Below are 19,627 nucleotides of genomic sequence, written 5' to 3' on the forward strand. Positions count from 1 at the left end.
AAAAATATGAACCTAACGCTCGATCAAATACAGGATTTTAAAGGAAAATATCCCAAACAAATATGGTCCCTTTTCTTCTCAGAGATGTGGGAACGCTTTTGTTTCTACGGAATGCGTGGGATGCTCGTCTTCTTCATGATCTCGCAGTTAAATCTGGATGAAAAAGATGCTAACCTTCAGTACGGCGCAACGCAGGCGTTTGTTTACGCATTTACTTTTGTTGGAGGATTATTTGCGGATAAGATCTTAGGTTTTCGAAAGTCCCTTTTTTGGGGTGGATATTTGATGATTATTGGTAGTTTAATTTTAGCAGCGGATCCACATCAATTTTTCTTCTTAGGAATTTCTTTCACCGTGGTCGGAACAGGATTTTTTAAACCGAACATTTCCACAATGGTCGGTAAACTCTACAAAAATGGAGACAACCGTACAGACGCCGGTTTCTCTCTCTTTTACGCCGGAATAAATCTGGGAGCTTTGCTCGGCGGCTATCTCTGTATCGCCATCGGAAAAGGAGAATTACTGGCTCACCTAATACCGGAAGGATTACACTGGAATGTTGCTTTCGGCTTAGCAGCCGTGGTGATGGTAATCAGCTTAGTTAACTTTGTATTTACGCAGAGGACGCTTGGACCGATCGGACTTCAACCTCAGAAAGTTCTGGCAAATGGGGAATTGGTCGACATGGAAAAATGGAAGGAATATGGAGTTTATGTACTTTCCTTAATTTTCATTCCAATGATCATGATAATGGTGGCGAAAACACAGTACACCGATTACTTCATGTACACCGTTGGACCGTTAACATTGCTTTATTTATTCTACGAAATGTCTAAGGTTGACAAAGCGGAAAGAAGTAAACTTTTTGCAGCACTTATATTTATTATTTTCTCCATTGTTTTTTGGGGTATTTACGAGCAAAGTGGCGGCTCCCTGAGTATTTTTGCAGCGCATAATTTAAATCAGGATTTATTAGGCTTAGATCCCAATGGCGTGAACAATTCTGGAGGTGCATTTTTTATCCTCTTAGTTGCCGTTCCGATTGGTTTACTCTGGATCTGGTTGAGCAAAAAGAAATTAGAACCTAATACTGTAATAAAATTTGGTCTAGGATTTCTATTTCTAGGTTTAGGATTCTATGCAATCTACGCCACGAAATTTTTCGCAAATGCAGCAGGCGTCACTTCCCTAAGTTTATTTACGATCGCCCTTTTTATCATTACGCTCGGAGAAATGTGTCTCTCGCCGATCGGACTTTCAATTATGACGAAACTTTCTACCCAAAAACTGCAGGGAATGATGATGGGGATGTGGTTTCTAGCCTCTGCTTACGGACAATATGTAGCGGGATTAATTGGTGCAAACATGGCGACAGCGCGCGAAGGAGCTTCTAATATGGAAAAATTAGAGGCATATACTTCAGGCTATAAAGATCTGGGATTATATGCCGTAATTGCAGGTATTTTATTAATTTTGATTTCCCCATTAGTCAAGAAATTGATGCGGGAAGTCCGATAAGATCAACAAGGCTCAATTTTTGCAATTACCGAAATCATGAAAAAATTTCCTCTCCTTTTATTATTATTGATATTTTCTTTTTCTTTCGCGCAAGTGAACTGGATGACTTTGGAGCAAGCTGTTGAAGCCCAAAAAAGCAATCCAAAAAAGATCGTTATCGATTTTTACGCCGATTGGTGCGCTCCGTGTAAAGTCATGGACAAAACCACTTACAGCAATCCCACCATTGCAAAACATTTAAATGAAGATTACTATCCTGTGAAATTTAATGCAGAAGGTCAGGAAAGCGTAACGCTTTTCGGCAGAACATTTACCAATACTGGATTTGTAGAGGGGAAAAAGAAAAATTCTCTGCACGACTTCACTAAATTCATGAATGTTAATGCCGTTCCAAGTATTGTTTTTCTCGATGAAAAAGCGATGCCAATCACGATTTTAAATGGTGCACTTACTGCGAAGGAGCTCGAACCATACATTCCATTTATTGCGAATGATGACTATAAAAAAATTGACTCCCGAGATAAATGGGAGAATTATCAGAAAAAATTTAAATCCAGCATCAAAGATTAAGTGAGACTGGATTAGGAAAAGAAGATCTGTGAAAATATTTTGCAGGTCTTTTTTATTTTAACGAAATTCGCTTCTTTACAAAAACCCGCATCTAACGATGTAATTTCCAAATTTGACTCTAGAAACTTCCATAGAATTTTTAAAAGGAATAGGTCCTGAACGTGCAAAATTCATCAAAAATGTTTTGGGGATTTCGACCGTTGAAGATTTCCTCACCTTCTACCCCTTAAGGTATATTGATAAAAGTAAAATTCATAAAATTGGAGATTTAGCGGAAGGATCCGAAGCCGAAATTCAATTAAAAGGAAGAGTTACAGACATTCAGGAAATTAGTTACGGACAGGGACAAAAACGAATGACCGCAAAATTTCGGGACGAATCAGGGACGTTAGAACTGGTGTGGTTTCGCTATTCGAAATGGATGAAAGACCAAATTCCCCTCAATCAGGAGCTGTTTATTTTTGGGAAGATCAACTTCTTCAATGGCACTTTTTCAATGCCACATCCTGAAATTGAAGTCGATGAAAAGAAAGCACTTTCCGGAACACTTTCCCCAATTTATCCAGGAAGCGAAAAACTCGCAAAAAGAGGACTCAATAATAAATTCTTTCAGAACGTTCTTGGAGATATCAGTAAGAATTTACCGAATTTAATTGAAGAAAATTTACCGGAAGCTTTACGATCGAAACTAAAGATCATCGGTAGAATGCACGCCTATTATCACATTCACTTTCCAAAAGATCTGGACCATTTTGAGCATGCGAACCGAAGACTAAAGTTTGAAGAAGCCTTTTTCTTTCAGTTGGGTTATGGATTAAAAAAGCAACATCATAAAGCTTCTGTTGTCGGAAATCCTTTTCCAAAAATCGGTGAAAATTTTAATAATTTTTACAATGAGATTTTGCCTTTTAATTTAACCAACGCACAGAAAAGAGTTTTAAAAGAAATTCGAACCGACATGAAAAAGCCCATTCAAATGAATCGACTTTTACAGGGCGACGTAGGTTCCGGAAAAACAATGGTAGCGCTTCTTGCAATGTTGATCGCTCTGGACAACAGTTTCCAGAGTTGCATCATGGCACCAACTGAAATTTTGGCCCAACAGCATTTTGCTGGAATTTCAGAATTATTAGCCGAAACAAATGTAAAAGTTAAATTACTTACAGGTTCTACAAAAACGGCAGCGAGAAGAATTATTCATGAAGAATTACTCAGCGGTGAACTTTCGATCTTAGTTGGAACGCACGCAGTTTTGGAAGATATTGTAAAGTTTAAAAATTTAGGTTTAGCGATCATCGATGAACAACACCGGTTTGGCGTGGCACAACGTGCAAGATTATGGGCGAAAAATAAAATTCCGCCCCATATTTTGGTCATGACGGCAACTCCGATTCCCAGGACTTTAGCCATGAGTTTTTACAGCGATCTCGATGTTTCTGTCATCGATGAAATGCCCGTTGGAAGAAAACCGATCATTACCGCACATCGACGGGAAAAAGACCGGCTATATGTTTTCCGTTTCGCAAGAGAAGAAATCGAGAAGGGCAGACAGATCTACTTTGTTTATCCATTGATCGAGGAATCTGAAACTTTAGATTATAAAAATTTGCTCGAAAATTTCGATCATATTGTAGAATTCTTTGAAGGTAAAACAGTAACCATGCTACACGGCCGAATGAAACCTGCAGAAAAAGAAGCCGCGATGAACTTCTTTGCTTCAGGAAAATCTGAAATAATGGTCGCGACCACCGTTATTGAAGTAGGCGTTAATGTTCCGAACGCCTCTGTAATGATCATCGAAAGTGCAGAACGGTTTGGTTTATCCCAGCTGCATCAACTTCGTGGCAGAGTTGGTCGTGGTGGCGAACAGAGTTATTGCATCTTAATGACTTCGGATCAATTGACGAAAGAAAGCCGCACCAGAATAAAAACGATGACGGAAACCAATGATGGTTTTAAAATCTCCGAAGTCGATATGCAACTTCGTGGTCCCGGAGATATTTTAGGAACCCAACAAAGTGGCGTTGTCGATTTTAAGAAGTTGGATCTGCTCTCAGACGGGAAGATTATTAAAGCCGCAAAAGCTGCCGTTGAATTATTGTTAAAGAATGATGCACATTTAGAACATCCAGAAAATTTAGATCTTAGAAATTATTACTCCAAACAGTACAAAGGGAAGAATAAATGGGGAAGAATTTCTTAGATTTTATTTACTTTTAACGTTACTTTCAGGGTAATTACAAACATTCAAAAGATGGATTTTTTATAGAAATATTATTTTAATTTTGAATACATTTGCTTTAATGAAAAAATTATTTATTCTTGTATTTTCCTGCCTTTTTCTAACCGTTTTTGCGCAGTCTAAAATTACAGTTTTTAGCGCCGGAAACCGCGCTCCCATTCCAAATGCTACTATAACGTGTAATAATAAATTCTTAGGTAAAACAAATGCTCAGGGAATTTTAGAATTTCGCAGCAGTTGCAAAAAAGTAAATATTAAAGCGCCTGGCTATTTTGATGATGAATCGGTAGTCGATAAAGTGATGGAAATTACCTTATCTAAAAATGATCCCAAAACTCAGTCCATTCAAGGTGTAGTGATCGACGATAAGAGTGATCCTTTGGCTTTAGAGATCCTGCGGAAAGTCAATGAAAATTATAAAAATAACTCGCCGCAAAGTTTAGATTCTTACTCTTTTAAATCATACCAAAAAATCTCTTTAGATATTGATGAAGACAGTATTAAACATTATGATCAGTTTATTAATCACCGCATCGATTCTCTAAAAACAGTTCCAGTTAAGGTGCAGTCCAAAAGCGATAAGAAAGATTCTATCGAAAGTGAAAATGTACAGAAATTGATGGTTACAAGCAAACTTTTCCTTTGGGAAAGAGCATCTGAGTACTTATTTTCTCAACAATACGAGGAGAAGATCAATATTCTGGACAATCGTGTTTCGGGGTTAAAACAACCTATTTACGAAATGATGTCGCTGCGTTCTAACAGGAATAAAATTCCGCGCGAGATCAGAGAAGAAAACCGAACCCTTTATCGTTTCTTTTTAACGGACTCTATCGATATTGAAGGCCGAAAAAACTACGTCATCCGCTTTCGTCAGGTCGATTACAAACAAGGTACAAGCAAACGAAAATTCAATGGATATCTTTACGTTGATACCGAAACGTACGGTTTGAAAAAGATTGAAAGTAACAGCAAGAAAAAAAGCGAGGGAACCATCACAAGTATCTGGAAACCCATCGATAATAAATGGTTTTTGACGAAAGAAAATCTTAAATTCAAAATGGGTTCTACCATTTTTGATACCGAAAGCACGAAAGGAAAAACGAAAGAAGAAAAGAAAGAAAATCAACAGAAGTACGGCAATTATGTTTTCATCACTGCTGATTACTTTGATTTTAAAACTCCGATAGACGTTAATAGAAAAGAATTTTCCGGTTATACGATGGATGTAAAAAATTCCGATGGAAGTTTGTTAGACCAATACCGCACAGACTCTTTAACGGCACGGGAAAAAATGACTTACGAAAAAATTGACAGCGTTGGTAGAAAATATAAATTAGATCAAAAAATTAGCGCTTTAACGGGATTGGTCAAAGGTAAGATCCGAGTTGGAATTGTTGATTTCGATGCTTCGAAGATCATTGCATATAACCAATATGAGGGAATCCGATTGGGAGTTGCGGCGAAACTTAATGAACGATTTAACAAATATATTTCGCCAGATGCCTATTTCGCTTACGGTTTAAAAGATGACACCTGGAAATACGGCGCTGGAATTGATTTTAAAACAACTTTGGAAAAAAATTCATTCTTCCGCGCAGAATATTATAATGACGTGGTCGCAGCCGGACGTTTTAATGAAAATCTCTGGAACTTTAAAATGAAAATTATGAACTCCGGGATCGATCTGCAAAATGATCGTTTTTACCATTACGACGGATTCAAACTGTCTTACGAAAATGATTTGACCAATGCTTTAACTGTAAACGTTTCTGCGAAAAAAGACAACGAAGAAATTTTATTTGATTACAATTACAGAAATCTTGGCAGTCAGTTCGAAAATTTTGCGACGCAAATCACCCTGAAATACTCGCCGAATTCCAAGAATATCATGACGCCTTCCGGGAAATATACTTATGAACAAAACTATCCGGAATTTTTTGTGAATTACGAACAGGGATTGGAAACGTTGGGTGGAGATTTCAGTTACAGCCGATTCGATGTTTTGGCGCAACACGTGTTCAAAACAAAAATCGGAGTTACAGGAATTCGTGCTTATGGCGGTCTGGTGACAGGTGATGTTCCTATTCAACATAATTTTGCGATGAATGGTTTAGGTAGTGGTAAAGCGGATAGCTTTAACTTTAATCTGACTTCTTTCCTCGGTTTTGCAACCATGGAAGGTGGGAAATATTACAACGATAAATTTGCAGGATTTTATTTAACACATAGAATTCCGTGGTATTTTAAAACTTTCGGAAAGAATATTTCCAGCTTTGATTTCGTTTATCGCGGCGTTATCGGCGATATGAAAAATCCGGGATATCATGATTTTCAGTTCCAAAAACTGGATCATTATTATCAGGAAGTTGGCTTAGAAAGCAATAACTTTTTAGGTTCACCCTTCAACCTTGGATTCTTTTACAGAGTTGGACATTACGCAACAGACACTTTCAAACAAAACTTCGCGATTCAATTGAAGCTGAACTTTTTAGGATTTTAAAAATGGAGATCATACAGATAAAAGCCTCGGCGTTTTTCGAATTGCTGAAGATGAAAGACACTTCGATGTGGGAGATTTTTGCGCAGATGATTGCTGAAAAAGAAAAGGAAATCATCTTTTTGGATGACGAGGAAAAAGTATTGTTTACCTATATTCTACCGAATAATGTAGAGCGTTTAAACGAAGACCGGGAAAAATTCGCTAAAGAATATTCTGATAAACTATCCAGTTTCAACTAATAATTTTAGTTGAAGAATTTGGAAGATTCTAAAAGACTTCGCCAAATTCAATAGGATTTCGACAGGCTCAGTCTGACATTTGACAGTTCAAATCAGAAGGATATGCCGTGTCACGCTGAGCCTGTCGAAGCGTTTCAAAAGTAGAAAAGATAGTAATTTTTAATTATTCAAAAAACCATCAATCGTTTTCTTTGCTTCTGCAACATCGTGAACCCGCAAAATTTTCGCGCCTTTTTCTAAAACTTTCAAATGAAGTTTCTGTGTTTCTTCGTTAATATTTTCAGGCTTTTTGCCTAAAGGTTTGTAGATAAAAGATTTCCGGGAAATTCCGATCAGCAAAGAATATTTGCCAAAACCGATGAACTCCGCTTCATTCAAAAGTTGATGTTGCTGCTCCACTGTTTTTCCAAATCCGAAACCTGGATCCAGAATTACATCTTTCACGCCTAAATTTTGCAATTCCTTAATTTTTCTGGAAAAATATTGATTCTGTTTCAAAATAATATCATCCTCAATTAATTTTTCATGCATCGATTCGTAAGTTGCGTTGTTGTGCATTAAAATATACGGAAGTCCAGTCTTGGCAACAGTTTCAAACATTTTAGCGTCGAAATTTCCTCCTGAAATATCGTTTACGATATCGATTCCTTCCTCAAAACCGAATTTTACAACTTCCGAATAAAAAGTGTCCAGAGAAATAAAAGCTTCCGGAAATTGATTTTTAATTGTAGAGATCAAACAGCCGATTCTGGAAATTTCTGTTTCAGCTGGTAAAAACTCTGCCTTTGGACGTGTTGATTGGGCTCCAATATCGATGATCGTCGCACCGTCTTTCAACATTTTTTCTACTTGATTCAGTGCAGATTTTTCTTCAAAAAATCTTCCGCCATCAGAAAAGGAATCCGGCGTTAAATTAAGTATTCCCATAATGTTTGGAGAAGACAAATTCAAAAGATTTCCATTGCAATTTATAGAGTGAAAATCGGCGTTCGCGGAATTGAAATTAGCAGTATTCATCTGACAAAAATACATTTTCTGGGCATTTTCAACCTATAACTATCACCCAAAATTCTTATCTTTGAAAAGTTTAGAAATTTTATGCAGAAAACAGCACAACAGTTTGAAGATATAATCAAGGATTGCCGGGATTTATTCAGTAAAAAACTTCAGGATTACGGAGCCTCTTTTCGGGTGCTGAGAACGCCGTCTTTAACAGACCAAATCCTGATTAAGGTAAAGAGTTTGAGAACGTTTCAGATCACCAAAACTTCAAAAGTAGGTGAATCAGAAGAGGAAAATTTTATGGCGATCGTGAACTACTCCATCATTGGTCTCATTCAGTTGGAAAAGGGTTTTGCAGATGATTTTAAACAGGATCAAAACGAAATGCTTCAACTTTACGATCACTTTGCAAATGAGGCAAAAGAGTTGATGATGAAGAAAAATCACGATTATGGTGAAGCCTGGCGCGATATGAGAGTTTCGTCCATCACCGATCTAATTTATCAGAAAGTATTAAGAACCAAGCAGATCGAAGATAATTCCGGCGCAACTTTGGTTTCGGAAGGAATCGATGCTAATTATTTTGATATGCTGAATTACGCCGTTTTTTGTCTCATTAAATTTTCCGAAGAGAAAGAAGTCTTTAAACCTAACTAATTTAAGCACCAACTATGTTTAAAAAAATACTCCGAATTGTAATTGCCCTCATTTTTATTGCTTCAGGATTTGTGAAAGCAGTTGATGCAGTTGGATTTTCCTTTAAACTGGAGGAATATTTTTCGCCTGCCGTTTTTAATATTCCATTTTTAGAAAAACATGCTTTGGTTATCGCGATCGCGGTAGTTATTTTTGAACTTGTGCTCGGATTTTTATTACTGATAAAAAGCCGCCTGAAAATCACACTCTCCCTTTTAATAGCGTTATGTGTTTTCTTTGCTTTTCTGACTTTCTATTCCGCTTATTTTAATGTCGTTACCGATTGCGGTTGCTTTGGCGATGCACTGAAGTTATTGCCGTGGCAAAGTTTCTGGAAGGATATTATTCTTTTGATTGGATTGCTCATTTTGTGGGTTTTGTACCGAAATGATTTTAATGAGCTGGAAGCAAAGACAAACTTTAAGAAATACCTTTCTGCATTTGCTTTTATGACCATGGTTTTTGTCATTAACTGGGGAATTACGCATGAGCCTGTGATTGATTTCCGTGACTATAGAATTGGAACTGATCTAAATGCTGAAAAAGCTAAGATTGAAAAAGATCCCTCAGAATTTAAAACCTTCTACTCTTTAAAAAATGACAAGACTGGTGAAGTTTTAAATGTGAATCAGGATGATTACGTAAATGATAAAAAATATTGGGCCGAAGGTTCGCCCTGGAAAATTGAAGAGGGAAAAACGACCTCGAAAATTGTAAAACAAGGGTACGAATCAGAGATTTCAAAATTCAAACCTGAAAGTACAGACGGAATGGATCTAACGGAAGAAATTCTGAAAGCGCCGAAAGCCATTCTGATTTTTTCTTATCAGCCCGAAAATGTATCTGCAAAACTTTTAGCAAAAACAGAGGCGAAAGTAAAAGAAAATAAAGAGTCCTTAATTTTAGGAATTTCTACCAATCCTAATACTTTCAAAACGATAAATAATGCAATGATGGACGGCACTGCGATTAAAACCATCGCAAGAAGTAATCCTTTTGTCTTAACTTTGCAAAACGGAAAAATCGTAGATAAACGCTCTGCAGAAGATTACTTAAATTATTAAAAATAAAACAAAATATAGATATGCAAAAATCGAATAAATCAATTGCTGGTTATCATCTTTTAATGATCCTTTCTTCTGTAGATGGGGAATTCGCGCCAGAAGAAGGTTTAAAACTGCAGGAATATTTGGCAGACGAATTTCCGTTCAAAATAAATTTAGATGATGAATTAGACGTGATCGCAACTTTACAACCAGAAAAGTGGAGAGATCATTTTGAGTTTCACGCAAATTGTTTCCTCGATGATTCTACGGAGGAAGAAAGAAAAGATTTTACAAAATTCGCTAAATCTTTGATTAAAGCCGATGATCAGGTGAGCGAACAAGAACACGATTATTATAAATCTTTGAAACATACATGGAAACTGGATTAATTTTCAGCATTCTAAATCTTAAATAACTATCTAAAATTATGAGAAAAAATATCGTTGCCGGAAACTGGAAAATGAACAAAAATGTGATTGAAGCACAGGACTTAATGTTTCAGTTATTAGAATATAAAAGAAATCACACGCCAAATTGCGAAATCTGGATCGCACCACCGTCTTTATATTTGATGATGGCAAAAGATCTTTACGAACAAAACGAAATCGGGGTGTTTGCACAAGATATGAGTGAATACGCAAGTGGCGCTTACACGGGCGAAACTTCTGCTGATATGTTAGAATCGATCCACGCAACCGGTGCCATCATAGGACATTCGGAGCGCAGACAATATCACGGAGAGACCGATTCCCACTGCAATAGAAAAGTAAAATTAGCTTTAGACAATGGATTAATTCCTATTTATTGCAACGGCGAAACTTTAGAGCAAAGAAAAGCCGGACAACATTTAGAAGTCGTTAAAAATCAAACTGAAGTTGCGCTTTTTACCCTTTCTGCAGATGAAATTAAAAAAGTGGTCATCGCTTACGAACCCGTTTGGGCCATTGGAACTGGCGAAACAGCTTCTCCGGAGCAGGCACAGGAAATTCATGCCCACATCAGAAAATCCATAGCAGATAAATATGGAAAAGAGATCGCCGACGAAATTTCGATTCTATATGGTGGTTCTGTAAAACCAGATAATGCGAAAGAAATATTTTATCAACCTGATATCGACGGTGGTTTGATCGGAGGTGCAGCTTTAAAAATGTCTGATTTTGCGCAAATCATCGAAGGTTTTAATGCATAGATCGTACAAATGAGAAAACAATATTTAAAAAAAATTACTTTAGCTTTTATACTTCTTTTTAGCATTAATTCATTTCTTACTGCACAATTAAAAACACTAAGCAACGGAAGTCAAATTGATGAAAAATTAGTCGGAGTCTGGACGGGTTCAGAAATCGACAAGCAAATAAAAGGAGTTTCTAAAGAATGGGAAATGACCAGAAATGAAGATGGAACTTTTGTTCTGGATTTCACTTTCACGCAAGATGGAGAAACTCACAACACTCAGGAAACTGGAAAGTGGTGGATCGAGAATGGTCAGTTTTACGAGTATCATAACGGATCTGACCAGACAGATGTTTATGATTACAAACCGATGGGTAGAACTAAGGTTAAATTTAAATCAAAGAGCATGAGTATGGATATGAATACTGATTCTTATGAATTTACTGATACGCGTAAGATCATATCTTCCGCTAAAAGTGATGGCCTAACCATGAACAATGCGATAAAAGTTAAAAATGTTGCTGATGAATACAAATATGTAAAGGAAGTTTGTGTGGATTGCCAACTTGTCAATCAGGCAATAACAGAAAGGGCAAATAAATATTACGATGTTATTAACCTTACAAAATCAGACGGAACTCCCGTTCGTTATTATTTTGATGTGACCTCATTTTATGGAAAATGGTAATTCGTTTTTTGTCAATGAATAAAAAAAATGCGCGGAAATTAATTTCCGCGCATTTTTATATTCTAGAGGTTTTAAGAAATTATTTTTCTTTAGTCTCCGTTTTTCTTTGTAGAACTTCATCTACCATTCCATAATCTTTGGCTTCTGAAGAAGTCATCCAGTAATCTCTGTCGGAAGCTTTTTCAACCCACTCGTATGTTTGACCGGAATGTTCTGAAATGATATCGTATAATTCTTTTTTCAGTTTCAACATTTCTCTCAAGTTGATTTCCATGTCGGAAGCTACACCTTGTGCACCACCTGAAGGCTGATGAATCATCACTCTTGAGTGTTTCAATGCAGAACGTTTTCCCTTTTCACCTGCAACCAAAAGAACAGCACCCATGGAGGCTGCAATTCCTGTACAGATCGTCGCAACATCCGGTTTAATGATCTGCATGGTATCGTAAATTCCTAAACCTGCATAAACACTTCCACCTGGGGAATTTATGTAGATCTGAATATCTTTCGATGCATCAGAACTTTCTAAGAAAAGCAACTGAGCCGTTACGATATTTGCTACCTGATCATCAATTCCTGTTCCCAGGAAAATAATACGATCCATCATTAAACGGGAAAAAACATCCATTTGAGCTACGTTCAAACGTCTTTCCTCCATAATATATGGCGTTAGATTGGTTGGTCCGTACATTCCCATATATTGATCCGTCGCCAATCCGCTATTTCCTAAATGCTTAACAGAGAAATCTCTGAAATCTTTTTTTATATCCATTTTATTTTTTTTGTTATAATCTATTTGTCTACTTATTCAAATGTGCTTCTCAAATTTACACAAACTATATTCCACAACCAAAAATTAGACATTCTGTCATAAAACCCGAAACAGTTTCTCGTCCAGGTCTTTTCTTAGCTGATTTAGATTGATGATTTTTTTATACGTTTCATCATTATTTTCAGTTTCAGATAGCTCGCTTTTCATTCCGTTGATGATCTTCATAACATAAGCCCTTTTATGCCGGTAAATTACGTCCTGCACGACCTTTGGAACAACATCTTCTTCTGTACTGAAAAAGATCTGATGTTTACCCCAATCACTGTTTTCATAAGGATTCAATAATGCATCGGCGATTCTTCCGGAAATTTCTTCATCCAGCAAAGTCATAAAAAAATCCCCGGACCGCAATTCGTTGTTCGAGATTCCCTGTTTAATTTCCTCCACAATTTTCTTATTAATTGCGGACTGAATTTCGTAATCATCTTCCTGCAAGTGACCAATTATTTCTTCGATCACCGTGATCTGATATTCTTTTTGCTCCTCGTCCGCTCTGTCTAAAACACGATCGCCGTATTTCAACATCAATTCAACCAGTTTCTCTTCTAAAACCAAAAGTGGATCAACGGTTTGGGAGAATTCGGTCACTTTCTCCAGCTTTGGTTGCACCTGAATTTCCTGCCTTTGGTGGGGAGAAACATGTTGTTTTTGAAGTTGTTTCTGAACATTCAGCTCATTAAAAAGCGACTGTTCCGAAAGTCCAAATTTGTTGGAGACTTCCTTTAAATAAACTTCCTGTTTCAGCGCATTTTGAACGAAAGCCACCGATTTTACAATATCGCGGATCGATTCTGCTTTTTTTATCGGATCACTTCCGGCTTCTTTAAGCAGGATCTCTGCTTTAAAATCGATAAAATCTTTGGCTTCATTTTTTATGAAGTTTTCAACATAATCCTGCGGATGTTTTCGAGAAAAAGAATCCGGATCATCACCATCCGGAAAAAGTAAAACCCGAATATTCATGGCCTCAGAAAGTAACATATCAATACTTCGGAAACTCGCCTTAATTCCGGCGGCATCACCATCAAAAAGAATGGTTACATTTTCAGTAAGGCGTTTAATAAGTTTAATTTGCTCCACTGTTAAAGCCGTTCCCGAACTCGAAACTACATGTTCAATTCCACTTTGGTGAAGCGCAATCACATCCATATAACCTTCAACAAGCAGACAGAGATTATTTTTAGATATCGCTTGTTTCCCCTGATTTAAACCATAAAGAACTTGCGATTTATGATAAATTTCCGTTTCCGGAGAATTGAGATATTTCGCAGTTTTTACATTATTTCTTAGAATTCTGGCACCAAATCCTAAAACCCTTCCAGAAAAACTATGAATAGGAAACACCACCCTTTCCCGAAAACGGTCAATTCCATTTGGCGCATTTTCCGGAAAAATAGAAAGTCCCGATTTTTCCAGAATCTCCCTGGAATATCCTTTATCTAAAGCAAACTGGGTAAACGCATTTTTCAGTTCCGGCGCATAACCCAGCTGAAATTTTCTGATGATCTCATCGCGCAGTTCTCTTTCCTTAAAATAAGAATAGGCGATCGATTTGCCTTCCTCCGTTTCGAACATCTGATCCTGAAAAAAATCATTTGCAATTTCATGAATTTTATAAAGGAGTTCCTTGTCGGTCTGGGACTGCTTCTCCTGCTCCGTTAATTCGCGCAGATCTTCTTCGATCTCAATACCATATTTCTTCGCAGCATGCCGAAGCGCTTCCGGATAAGTAAAACTTTCAATTTCCATTAAAAAAGAAATCGCTGTTCCGCCTTTTCCGCTGGAGAAATCTTTCCAGATCTGCTTACTTGGCGACACCACAAAACTCGGAGATTTTTCGTCATGAAAAGGACTTAATCCCTTAAAATTAGAGCCGGCTCTCTTAAGTTGTACGTATTCGCCAATGATCTCTTCCACCCGAATTGTGGAAAATATGTTGTCAATGGTCTGCTTAGAAATCATTCCGCAAAAATAAGAAAAAGGTTTTGTTTACGGGTAAGTATTTGGGCGTAACCCTTGCCAGCGCTTATAAAAATTCTTACCAATTTCCCGCACCTTGGGTCGGGCTCTCCATTGCAAGTCCTCATTACGTCTCGTCTTTAAAGCCGAGACTTCATTCCGGGCTTTCCATTGCGATCCCTTACGCGAAGGAAGAGCCAAGTAAAAAGTAGAAAGAGCCAAGTAAAGTCAATTTTAGATTTTAGATTTTAGATTTTCAAATGCACATAACAATTTTCTTTATTTCAAAAATTTTCATCTTAAAGAAAATTAAAAAAAGATTTTCGGCGCTCGCTTCGCTCGCGCCTCCAAAAAAATTCGATAAATTTGACAAACATTTCCTCCACATGAAAAAAATATTCTTGGCTTCCATCATTACATTCTCTTGCATGCTCGCGGCGCAAAAAAAATACGTCCTCGTTATTCACGGCGGTGCCGGAACTATTTTGAAATCCAGCATGACAACTGAAAAAGAAAATGCCTACAAAGAAAAACTCACCGAAGCATTGAAAGCCGGATATGCAGAAATTCAAAAAGGAAATTCTTCTCTTGATGCAGTTGCAGCTACCATTATTGTTATGGAAAACTCTCCGCTTTTCAACGCCGGAAAAGGTGCCGTTTTTACGAACGAAGGCAAAAATGAAATGGATGCCGCAATTATGATCGGTAATGATAAATCGGCTGGCGCAATTGCAGGCGTTCACACCATCAAAAATCCAATTAAAGCTGCCATTGCCGTGATGCAAAAATCAGAACACGTTATGCTGAGTGGCGAAGGTGCAGAAGAATTTGCGAAAGAACAGGGATTAGAAATTGTTGATCCTTCCTACTTCTGGACCAAAGACCGGTGGGAAAGTCTTGAAAAAATGAAAGCGAAAGAAAAATCAAAACCCTCCAAAAATACCTCACAGAATATCTTGCCCGATTCCTACGAGATCGATAAAAAATTCGGCACTGTCGGCGCGGTGGCTTTAGATAAAAAAGGAATTATTACTGCGGGAACTTCTACAGGCGGAATGACCAATAAAAAATGGAATAGAATAGGCGACGCTCCAATTATAGGCGCTGGAACATACGCCAATTCTCAGGTCGGGATCTCCGGCACAGGCTGGGGAGAATTCTTCATCCGCGCCACTGCCGCAAGAACCCTTGCCGCAAAAATGGAATATCAAAATAAAGACATTAAAACTGCCGCACAGGAAACCATCGATGAAATTGAAAAAATGGGTGGCGACGGTGGCCTGATTGCGCTGGACAAAGACGGAAACATAGCAATGCCTTTTAATACCGCCGGAATGTACCGCGGCGCCATCACCGAAAATGGCGAGATCCTCATCGAAATTTACAAGTAAAATGGAATTTAAAATTACCAAAATTGAAGAATGGCAAACCATCATCGATGAAATTTTGCCTCAGCTTCAACACAATATATTATTACTCAAAGGAAATCTCGGCGCCGGAAAAACTACTTTTACACAGTTTCTATTAAAAAATCTGGGCAGTAATGACGAAGTTTCTTCCCCAACTTACGCCATCGTGAACGAATATAATTCATCGAAAGGAACAATTTTTCATTTCGATTTATACCGCATGAAAAACATCAACGAAGTTTACGACATCGGCATCGAAGAATATCTGGACAACAGCTATTTATGCATAATCGAATGGCCCGAGATCTACGAAGAAGAATTGGCAGATCTTGCTCATCACGAATTAAAAATTGAAAATACCGGCGAGGAACGCGTGATCAATTTCAGGTAATTTAAACTATTTAGTAATGAAATGATTGTATCTTTGTGCCTTCATTTTACCGGATATTAAACAACTTATATCTCTGCAAAAGCAGGAAATTATTTTAAATAATGAGCAGTACAAATATTTTTACACCTTTTTCTGAACAGGATCTAATGCCTCAGGAAGAAAAACTGGAAGTAATTAAAAAAGGAAAACAATTCAGCATTGGAGTTCCGAAAGAAACTTGTCTAAACGAACGCAGAACTTGCTTAACACCAGACGCAGTACAGGTTTTAGTCAACCACGGACATCACGTTATTGTAGAAACCGGCGCCGGAGAAGGTTCTTTTTACACCGATCTGCAATATTCAGATGCAGGCGCAAAAATAACTCAAAGTCCAAACGAGGCTTTTGAACAGGATCTTGTTCTTAAAATAAATCCGCCAACCATAGATGAAATTGCGTTTTTAAAACCGAGTTCTTATTTGGTTTCTGCCCTTCAGATCAATTTACGCGACAAAGAATATTTCGAAAAACTTTCTGAAAAAAAGGTGAATGCCATTGCTTTTGAATTTATCGTTGATGAGTACAAGCAACTTTCCCTTGTAAGATTGATCGGAGAAATTGCCGGAAATATTTCTGTGCTTTATGCGGCAGAACTTCTCGCGCTTTCCAACGGTTTAATGTTGGGTGGAATTACAGGTGTTCGTCCGACCGAAGTTGTAATTTTAGGAGCCGGAATTGTAGGGGAATTCGCTACAAAAGCCGCCATAGGATTAGGGGCCAGCGTAAAAGTTTTCGATAATTCACTGTCTAAACTTCGCCGACTTCACATGATGGTCGACGGCAGAGTTCCAACTTCCATCATTGATCCGAAAGAATTAGGTAAAAGTTTAAGAAGAGCCGATGTTGTTATTGGTGCACTTTCTAAAATAAGCTTAACGCCAATTGTTACGGAAGAAATGGTGGCGCAGATGAAAAAAGGAAGCGTCATTATCGACGTTACCATTGATAACGGTAAAGTAATCGAGACATCCGAACTTACCGATATGGAAAATCCGTACGTCATTAAACACGGCGTGATTCATTGTGGTTTACCGAATTTGACCTCGAAAATGCCGCGAACCACGACAAAAGCGATCTCTAACTTCTTTCTAAGCTATCTTCTGAATTATGATGAAGAAGGTGGTTTCGACAATATGCTTGTTCGGAAAAATGAAATGAAGCAAACGCTTTACATGTACAAAGGGCGCCATACTAAAAAACTGATATGTGACCGTTTTGGTCTTACTTACCACGATATCAATCTTTTAATTTTTTAAATGAGGAAGATAAAATTTTTTGTCATCGGGCTTGTTCCCGGTCTATTACTCGTATTTTTTATTCTGAACAAAAAAGGCGCAAGCTGCAGCGGATATCTCCCGAACTCCCGTGTTATCGCGGAAACGCTTTCTAAAAAAATGATTTACTCTCCAGCTTTTTCCACAGAAATGGCAGAAAATAAGATCGAAGAAAAATTCCTGAAAGACAGCATTATTACAAAAGGTGAAATCGATTTTGATAAAAGTCAGGCTCAGAAAAAGCCCTGTCCGGAATATGTCTTAATTTATCCAAAGAAAAATCCGAGATATGAAGTTCGGTTTGAAAAATGCAAAGATGACGCGACTTTCAGTTCTTTAAAAAAGTTGAGATAATTGTTTTCCTAATAATTCTCCCAAATTTATATATTATTGTAGATGAAAATTACTTTGATCGGTGTCGGCTTAATCGGCGGCTCTATGGCGCTTAAATTAAAAGCAAAAGACTTTGCTTCTTATGTTTATGGTGTTGATCAAAACGCGGAACATTTACAGGAAGCAAAAGAACTCGGCATCATCGATGAAATTGCAACACTCGAATATGCGATCTCGCAGTCGGATCTAATTATTATTGCAATTCCTGTTGATTCTACGCGGAAAATATTGTCGCAAATTTTAGATCTGGTCGATGAGACTAAAACCGTTATGGATGCTGGTTCTACGAAAGAGGGAATTGTAAAATCGGTAGAAAATCATCCGCAAAGAAATCGATTTGTAGCATTTCACCCCATGTGGGGAACTGAAAATTCCGGTCCAAAATCTGCAATTTCTGATAGTTTTTCGGGAAAAGCAGGTGTTATTTGTGATCGTGAAAATTCTTCCGATGATGCTTTGAAAACGATAGAGAACGTTGCGGAGCATCTCGACATGCATTTAATTTACATGAAAGCAGCGGATCACGATGTTCACACCGCTTATATTTCCCATATTTCTCACATCACTTCTTACGCTCTTGCGAATACTGTTTTAGAGAAAGAAAGAGAAGAAGATACCATTTTTCAATTGGCGAGTTCAGGGTTTTCGAGCACTGTTCGTCTGGCGAAATCCCACCCGGAAATGTGGGTTCCGATCTTTAAACAAAACAAAGAAAATGTTTTGGATGTTCTGAATGAGCATATTTCTCAACTCCGAAAATTTAAATCGGCGTTGGAAAAAGACAATGATGAATTGCTGGGAGAACTCATTAGAAACGCGAATAAAATAAGAGGTATTTTAGGGGAGAAGTAAAAAACTTTTGAGGGATGTTTGGTGTTAAATGCTGGATGTTTGATGCTGGATGATTTATCCTTTTTTAATTATGCTTGATTCCTCAACATCAAAAGGTTAGTTGAAAATAAGTAATTTTACTTAAAACTAATCGCCATGGCAAAATATAAAACTCCGGGAGTTTACGCTGAGGACATTTCGAACGCTCTTCCCATCAAAAAAATTCCTGTTACAGCTGTTTTTATTGGTTATACCGAAAAACATGAAAATCTTAAAGAAGAAAATCTCTGTCGCATTCCTACAAAAGTTCATTCTGAACAGGAATATGAAACTTATTTCGGATTTGCTCAGGAAGAAGAGCATCTTGAAATTACCGATGAATCAACATCTGTTTTAGAAAAAATCTCAGTCGGTTTTAATGGGTCACCATCGCTGCATAACCTCCACTACTCCATTCAGTCATTTTTCGATCAGGGCGAATCCGGTTGTCAAATTATTTCTGTAGGAACTTATAAAAATATTGGTGAGCCTTTGGATGTGGAGGATTTTCTGCTCGGTTTAGAAGTTTTAAATAACAACCCGGGAACTATTTTGGTCGCTGTTCCGGAAAACCAAAATCTAACCGACGGTGATTTGTACTTCCTGCAAAAAAATCTGCTCGAATACTGCAAACGAAATTTAGGATTCTGTGTTTTAGATCTGCCGAGAACTTCTGCTGAAAATTATATAAAAACAATCGAAAACTATAGAAATCGTCTTCAATCAGATTCGCTTTCTTATGGTTCGGTTTTTTTTCCAAATCTGGTCACGTCTAATGCTTAA

Annotated in this window: 20 protein-coding genes; 17 read left to right on the plus strand and 3 right to left on the minus strand. The window is 37.5% G+C overall.

All coding sequences use genetic code 11. From position 1 onward, the window contains the following. The first annotated feature begins 6 nt into the window (after positions 1-6). From ACZ9HT_RS04560 to ACZ9HT_RS04580, 5 genes are all read left to right on the plus strand, one after another. Positions 7-1,518, plus strand: a complete 1,512-nt coding sequence (locus ACZ9HT_RS04560) for a peptide MFS transporter (RefSeq protein ID WP_476039865.1) — start codon at positions 7-9, stop codon at positions 1,516-1,518. 36 nt (positions 1,519-1,554) lie between these two features. Continuing rightward, a complete protein-coding gene (locus ACZ9HT_RS04565; RefSeq protein ID WP_476039276.1) occupies positions 1,555-2,088 on the plus strand; it encodes a thioredoxin family protein in 534 nt (177 codons plus the stop codon). A gap of 112 nt (positions 2,089-2,200) precedes the next feature. Continuing rightward, on the plus strand, positions 2,201-4,291 hold the full coding sequence (recG, locus tag ACZ9HT_RS04570) for an ATP-dependent DNA helicase RecG (protein WP_476039277.1): 2,091 nt from the start codon (positions 2,201-2,203) through the stop codon (positions 4,289-4,291). Positions 4,292-4,391: 100 nt separating this feature from the next. Continuing rightward, entirely contained in the window at positions 4,392-6,833 is a 2,442-nt protein-coding gene (locus ACZ9HT_RS04575; RefSeq protein WP_476039278.1) for a DUF5686 family protein, read from the plus strand. Between the two features lie 2 nt (positions 6,834-6,835). Continuing rightward, on the plus strand, positions 6,836-7,072 hold the full coding sequence (locus ACZ9HT_RS04580) for a hypothetical protein (protein WP_476039279.1): 237 nt from the start codon (positions 6,836-6,838) through the stop codon (positions 7,070-7,072). A 159-nt stretch (positions 7,073-7,231) separates the two neighbouring features. On the opposite strand, the gene folP is transcribed toward ACZ9HT_RS04580, so the two are convergent. Beyond that, positions 7,232-8,089 carry a dihydropteroate synthase gene (folP, locus tag ACZ9HT_RS04585; protein ID WP_476039280.1) on the minus strand — a complete coding sequence of 286 codons (858 nt, stop codon included), beginning with the start codon at positions 8,087-8,089 and terminating at the stop codon, positions 7,232-7,234. Between the two features lie 81 nt (positions 8,090-8,170). On the opposite strand from folP, the gene ACZ9HT_RS04590 reads away from it, so the two are divergent. From ACZ9HT_RS04590 to ACZ9HT_RS04610, 5 genes are read left to right on the plus strand one after another with little or no spacing between them, the layout of a single operon-like run. Further along, positions 8,171-8,731 (plus strand): DUF1599 domain-containing protein, encoded by a 561-nt coding sequence (locus ACZ9HT_RS04590; RefSeq protein ID WP_476039281.1) that lies wholly within the window; start codon positions 8,171-8,173, stop codon positions 8,729-8,731. Between the two features lie 14 nt (positions 8,732-8,745). After that, positions 8,746-9,834 carry a BT_3928 family protein gene (locus ACZ9HT_RS04595; RefSeq protein ID WP_476039282.1) on the plus strand — a complete coding sequence of 363 codons (1,089 nt, stop codon included), beginning with the start codon at positions 8,746-8,748 and terminating at the stop codon, positions 9,832-9,834. Between the two features lie 20 nt (positions 9,835-9,854). Further along, the gene (locus ACZ9HT_RS04600; RefSeq protein WP_476039283.1) at positions 9,855-10,205 is read left to right on the plus strand and encodes a TerB family tellurite resistance protein; all 351 of its coding nucleotides are present in this window, start codon (positions 9,855-9,857) and stop codon (positions 10,203-10,205) included. A 38-nt stretch (positions 10,206-10,243) separates the two neighbouring features. Further along, positions 10,244-11,005, plus strand: a complete 762-nt coding sequence (gene tpiA, locus ACZ9HT_RS04605) for a triose-phosphate isomerase (protein ID WP_476039284.1) — start codon at positions 10,244-10,246, stop codon at positions 11,003-11,005. A gap of 9 nt (positions 11,006-11,014) precedes the next feature. Continuing rightward, positions 11,015-11,677 (plus strand): hypothetical protein, encoded by a 663-nt coding sequence (locus ACZ9HT_RS04610; RefSeq protein WP_476039285.1) that lies wholly within the window; start codon positions 11,015-11,017, stop codon positions 11,675-11,677. Positions 11,678-11,756: 79 nt separating this feature from the next. On the opposite strand, the gene clpP is transcribed toward ACZ9HT_RS04610, so the two are convergent. Then, positions 11,757-12,449, minus strand: coding sequence for an ATP-dependent Clp endopeptidase proteolytic subunit ClpP (gene clpP, locus ACZ9HT_RS04615; protein ID WP_476039286.1), 693 nt, complete (start codon positions 12,447-12,449; stop codon positions 11,757-11,759). A 96-nt stretch (positions 12,450-12,545) separates the two neighbouring features. Next, positions 12,546-14,471, minus strand: a complete 1,926-nt coding sequence (gene dnaG, locus ACZ9HT_RS04620) for a DNA primase (protein WP_476039287.1) — start codon at positions 14,469-14,471, stop codon at positions 12,546-12,548. A 23-nt stretch (positions 14,472-14,494) separates the two neighbouring features. On the opposite strand from dnaG, the gene ACZ9HT_RS04625 reads away from it, so the two are divergent. The 7 genes from ACZ9HT_RS04625 (at position 14,495) to ACZ9HT_RS04655 (ending at position 19,627) form a co-directional block, all read left to right on the plus strand. Then, a complete protein-coding gene (locus tag ACZ9HT_RS04625; protein WP_476039288.1) occupies positions 14,495-14,680 on the plus strand; it encodes a hypothetical protein in 186 nt (61 codons plus the stop codon). 174 nt (positions 14,681-14,854) lie between these two features. Continuing rightward, positions 14,855-15,859, plus strand: a complete 1,005-nt coding sequence (locus ACZ9HT_RS04630; RefSeq protein ID WP_476039289.1) for an isoaspartyl peptidase/L-asparaginase family protein — start codon at positions 14,855-14,857, stop codon at positions 15,857-15,859. Position 15,860: 1 nt separating this feature from the next. Next, the gene (tsaE, locus tag ACZ9HT_RS04635) at positions 15,861-16,268 is read left to right on the plus strand and encodes a tRNA (adenosine(37)-N6)-threonylcarbamoyltransferase complex ATPase subunit type 1 TsaE (RefSeq protein ID WP_476039290.1); all 408 of its coding nucleotides are present in this window, start codon (positions 15,861-15,863) and stop codon (positions 16,266-16,268) included. A gap of 101 nt (positions 16,269-16,369) precedes the next feature. Next, complete coding sequence (locus ACZ9HT_RS04640) at positions 16,370-17,563, plus strand: alanine dehydrogenase (protein ID WP_476039291.1); 1,194 nt, start codon at positions 16,370-16,372, stop codon at positions 17,561-17,563. After that, positions 17,564-17,935 (plus strand): hypothetical protein, encoded by a 372-nt coding sequence (locus tag ACZ9HT_RS04645; protein ID WP_476039292.1) that lies wholly within the window; start codon positions 17,564-17,566, stop codon positions 17,933-17,935. It abuts the gene before it with no gap. A 42-nt stretch (positions 17,936-17,977) separates the two neighbouring features. Next, entirely contained in the window at positions 17,978-18,826 is an 849-nt protein-coding gene (locus ACZ9HT_RS04650; protein WP_476039293.1) for a prephenate dehydrogenase, read from the plus strand. A gap of 135 nt (positions 18,827-18,961) precedes the next feature. Then, complete coding sequence (locus tag ACZ9HT_RS04655) at positions 18,962-19,627, plus strand: hypothetical protein (RefSeq protein ID WP_476039294.1); 666 nt, start codon at positions 18,962-18,964, stop codon at positions 19,625-19,627.

The organism is Chryseobacterium sp. UYP7, from assembly GCF_056279225.1.

Coding starts and splice junctions, on each gene's coding strand:
- ACZ9HT_RS04560 (WP_476039865.1), top strand. CDS start 7: ATGAACCTAACGCTCGATCAAATACAGGATTTTAAAGGAAAATATCCC.
- ACZ9HT_RS04590 (WP_476039281.1), top strand. CDS start 8,171: ATGCAGAAAACAGCACAACAGTTTGAAGATATAATCAAGGATTGCCGG.
- ACZ9HT_RS04655 (WP_476039294.1), top strand. CDS start 18,962: ATGGCAAAATATAAAACTCCGGGAGTTTACGCTGAGGACATTTCGAAC.
- ACZ9HT_RS04640 (WP_476039291.1), top strand. CDS start 16,370: ATGAGCAGTACAAATATTTTTACACCTTTTTCTGAACAGGATCTAATG.
- ACZ9HT_RS04580 (WP_476039279.1), top strand. CDS start 6,836: ATGGAGATCATACAGATAAAAGCCTCGGCGTTTTTCGAATTGCTGAAG.
- folP (WP_476039280.1), bottom strand. CDS start 8,089: ATGAATACTGCTAATTTCAATTCCGCGAACGCCGATTTTCACTCTATA.
- ACZ9HT_RS04575 (WP_476039278.1), top strand. CDS start 4,392: ATGAAAAAATTATTTATTCTTGTATTTTCCTGCCTTTTTCTAACCGTT.
- ACZ9HT_RS04610 (WP_476039285.1), top strand. CDS start 11,015: ATGAGAAAACAATATTTAAAAAAAATTACTTTAGCTTTTATACTTCTT.
- dnaG (WP_476039287.1), bottom strand. CDS start 14,471: ATGATTTCTAAGCAGACCATTGACAACATATTTTCCACAATTCGGGTG.
- tsaE (WP_476039290.1), top strand. CDS start 15,861: ATGGAATTTAAAATTACCAAAATTGAAGAATGGCAAACCATCATCGAT.
- ACZ9HT_RS04565 (WP_476039276.1), top strand. CDS start 1,555: ATGAAAAAATTTCCTCTCCTTTTATTATTATTGATATTTTCTTTTTCT.
- tpiA (WP_476039284.1), top strand. CDS start 10,244: ATGAGAAAAAATATCGTTGCCGGAAACTGGAAAATGAACAAAAATGTG.
- ACZ9HT_RS04630 (WP_476039289.1), top strand. CDS start 14,855: ATGAAAAAAATATTCTTGGCTTCCATCATTACATTCTCTTGCATGCTC.
- clpP (WP_476039286.1), bottom strand. CDS start 12,449: ATGGATATAAAAAAAGATTTCAGAGATTTCTCTGTTAAGCATTTAGGA.
- ACZ9HT_RS04645 (WP_476039292.1), top strand. CDS start 17,564: ATGAGGAAGATAAAATTTTTTGTCATCGGGCTTGTTCCCGGTCTATTA.
- ACZ9HT_RS04595 (WP_476039282.1), top strand. CDS start 8,746: ATGTTTAAAAAAATACTCCGAATTGTAATTGCCCTCATTTTTATTGCT.
- ACZ9HT_RS04650 (WP_476039293.1), top strand. CDS start 17,978: ATGAAAATTACTTTGATCGGTGTCGGCTTAATCGGCGGCTCTATGGCG.
- ACZ9HT_RS04600 (WP_476039283.1), top strand. CDS start 9,855: ATGCAAAAATCGAATAAATCAATTGCTGGTTATCATCTTTTAATGATC.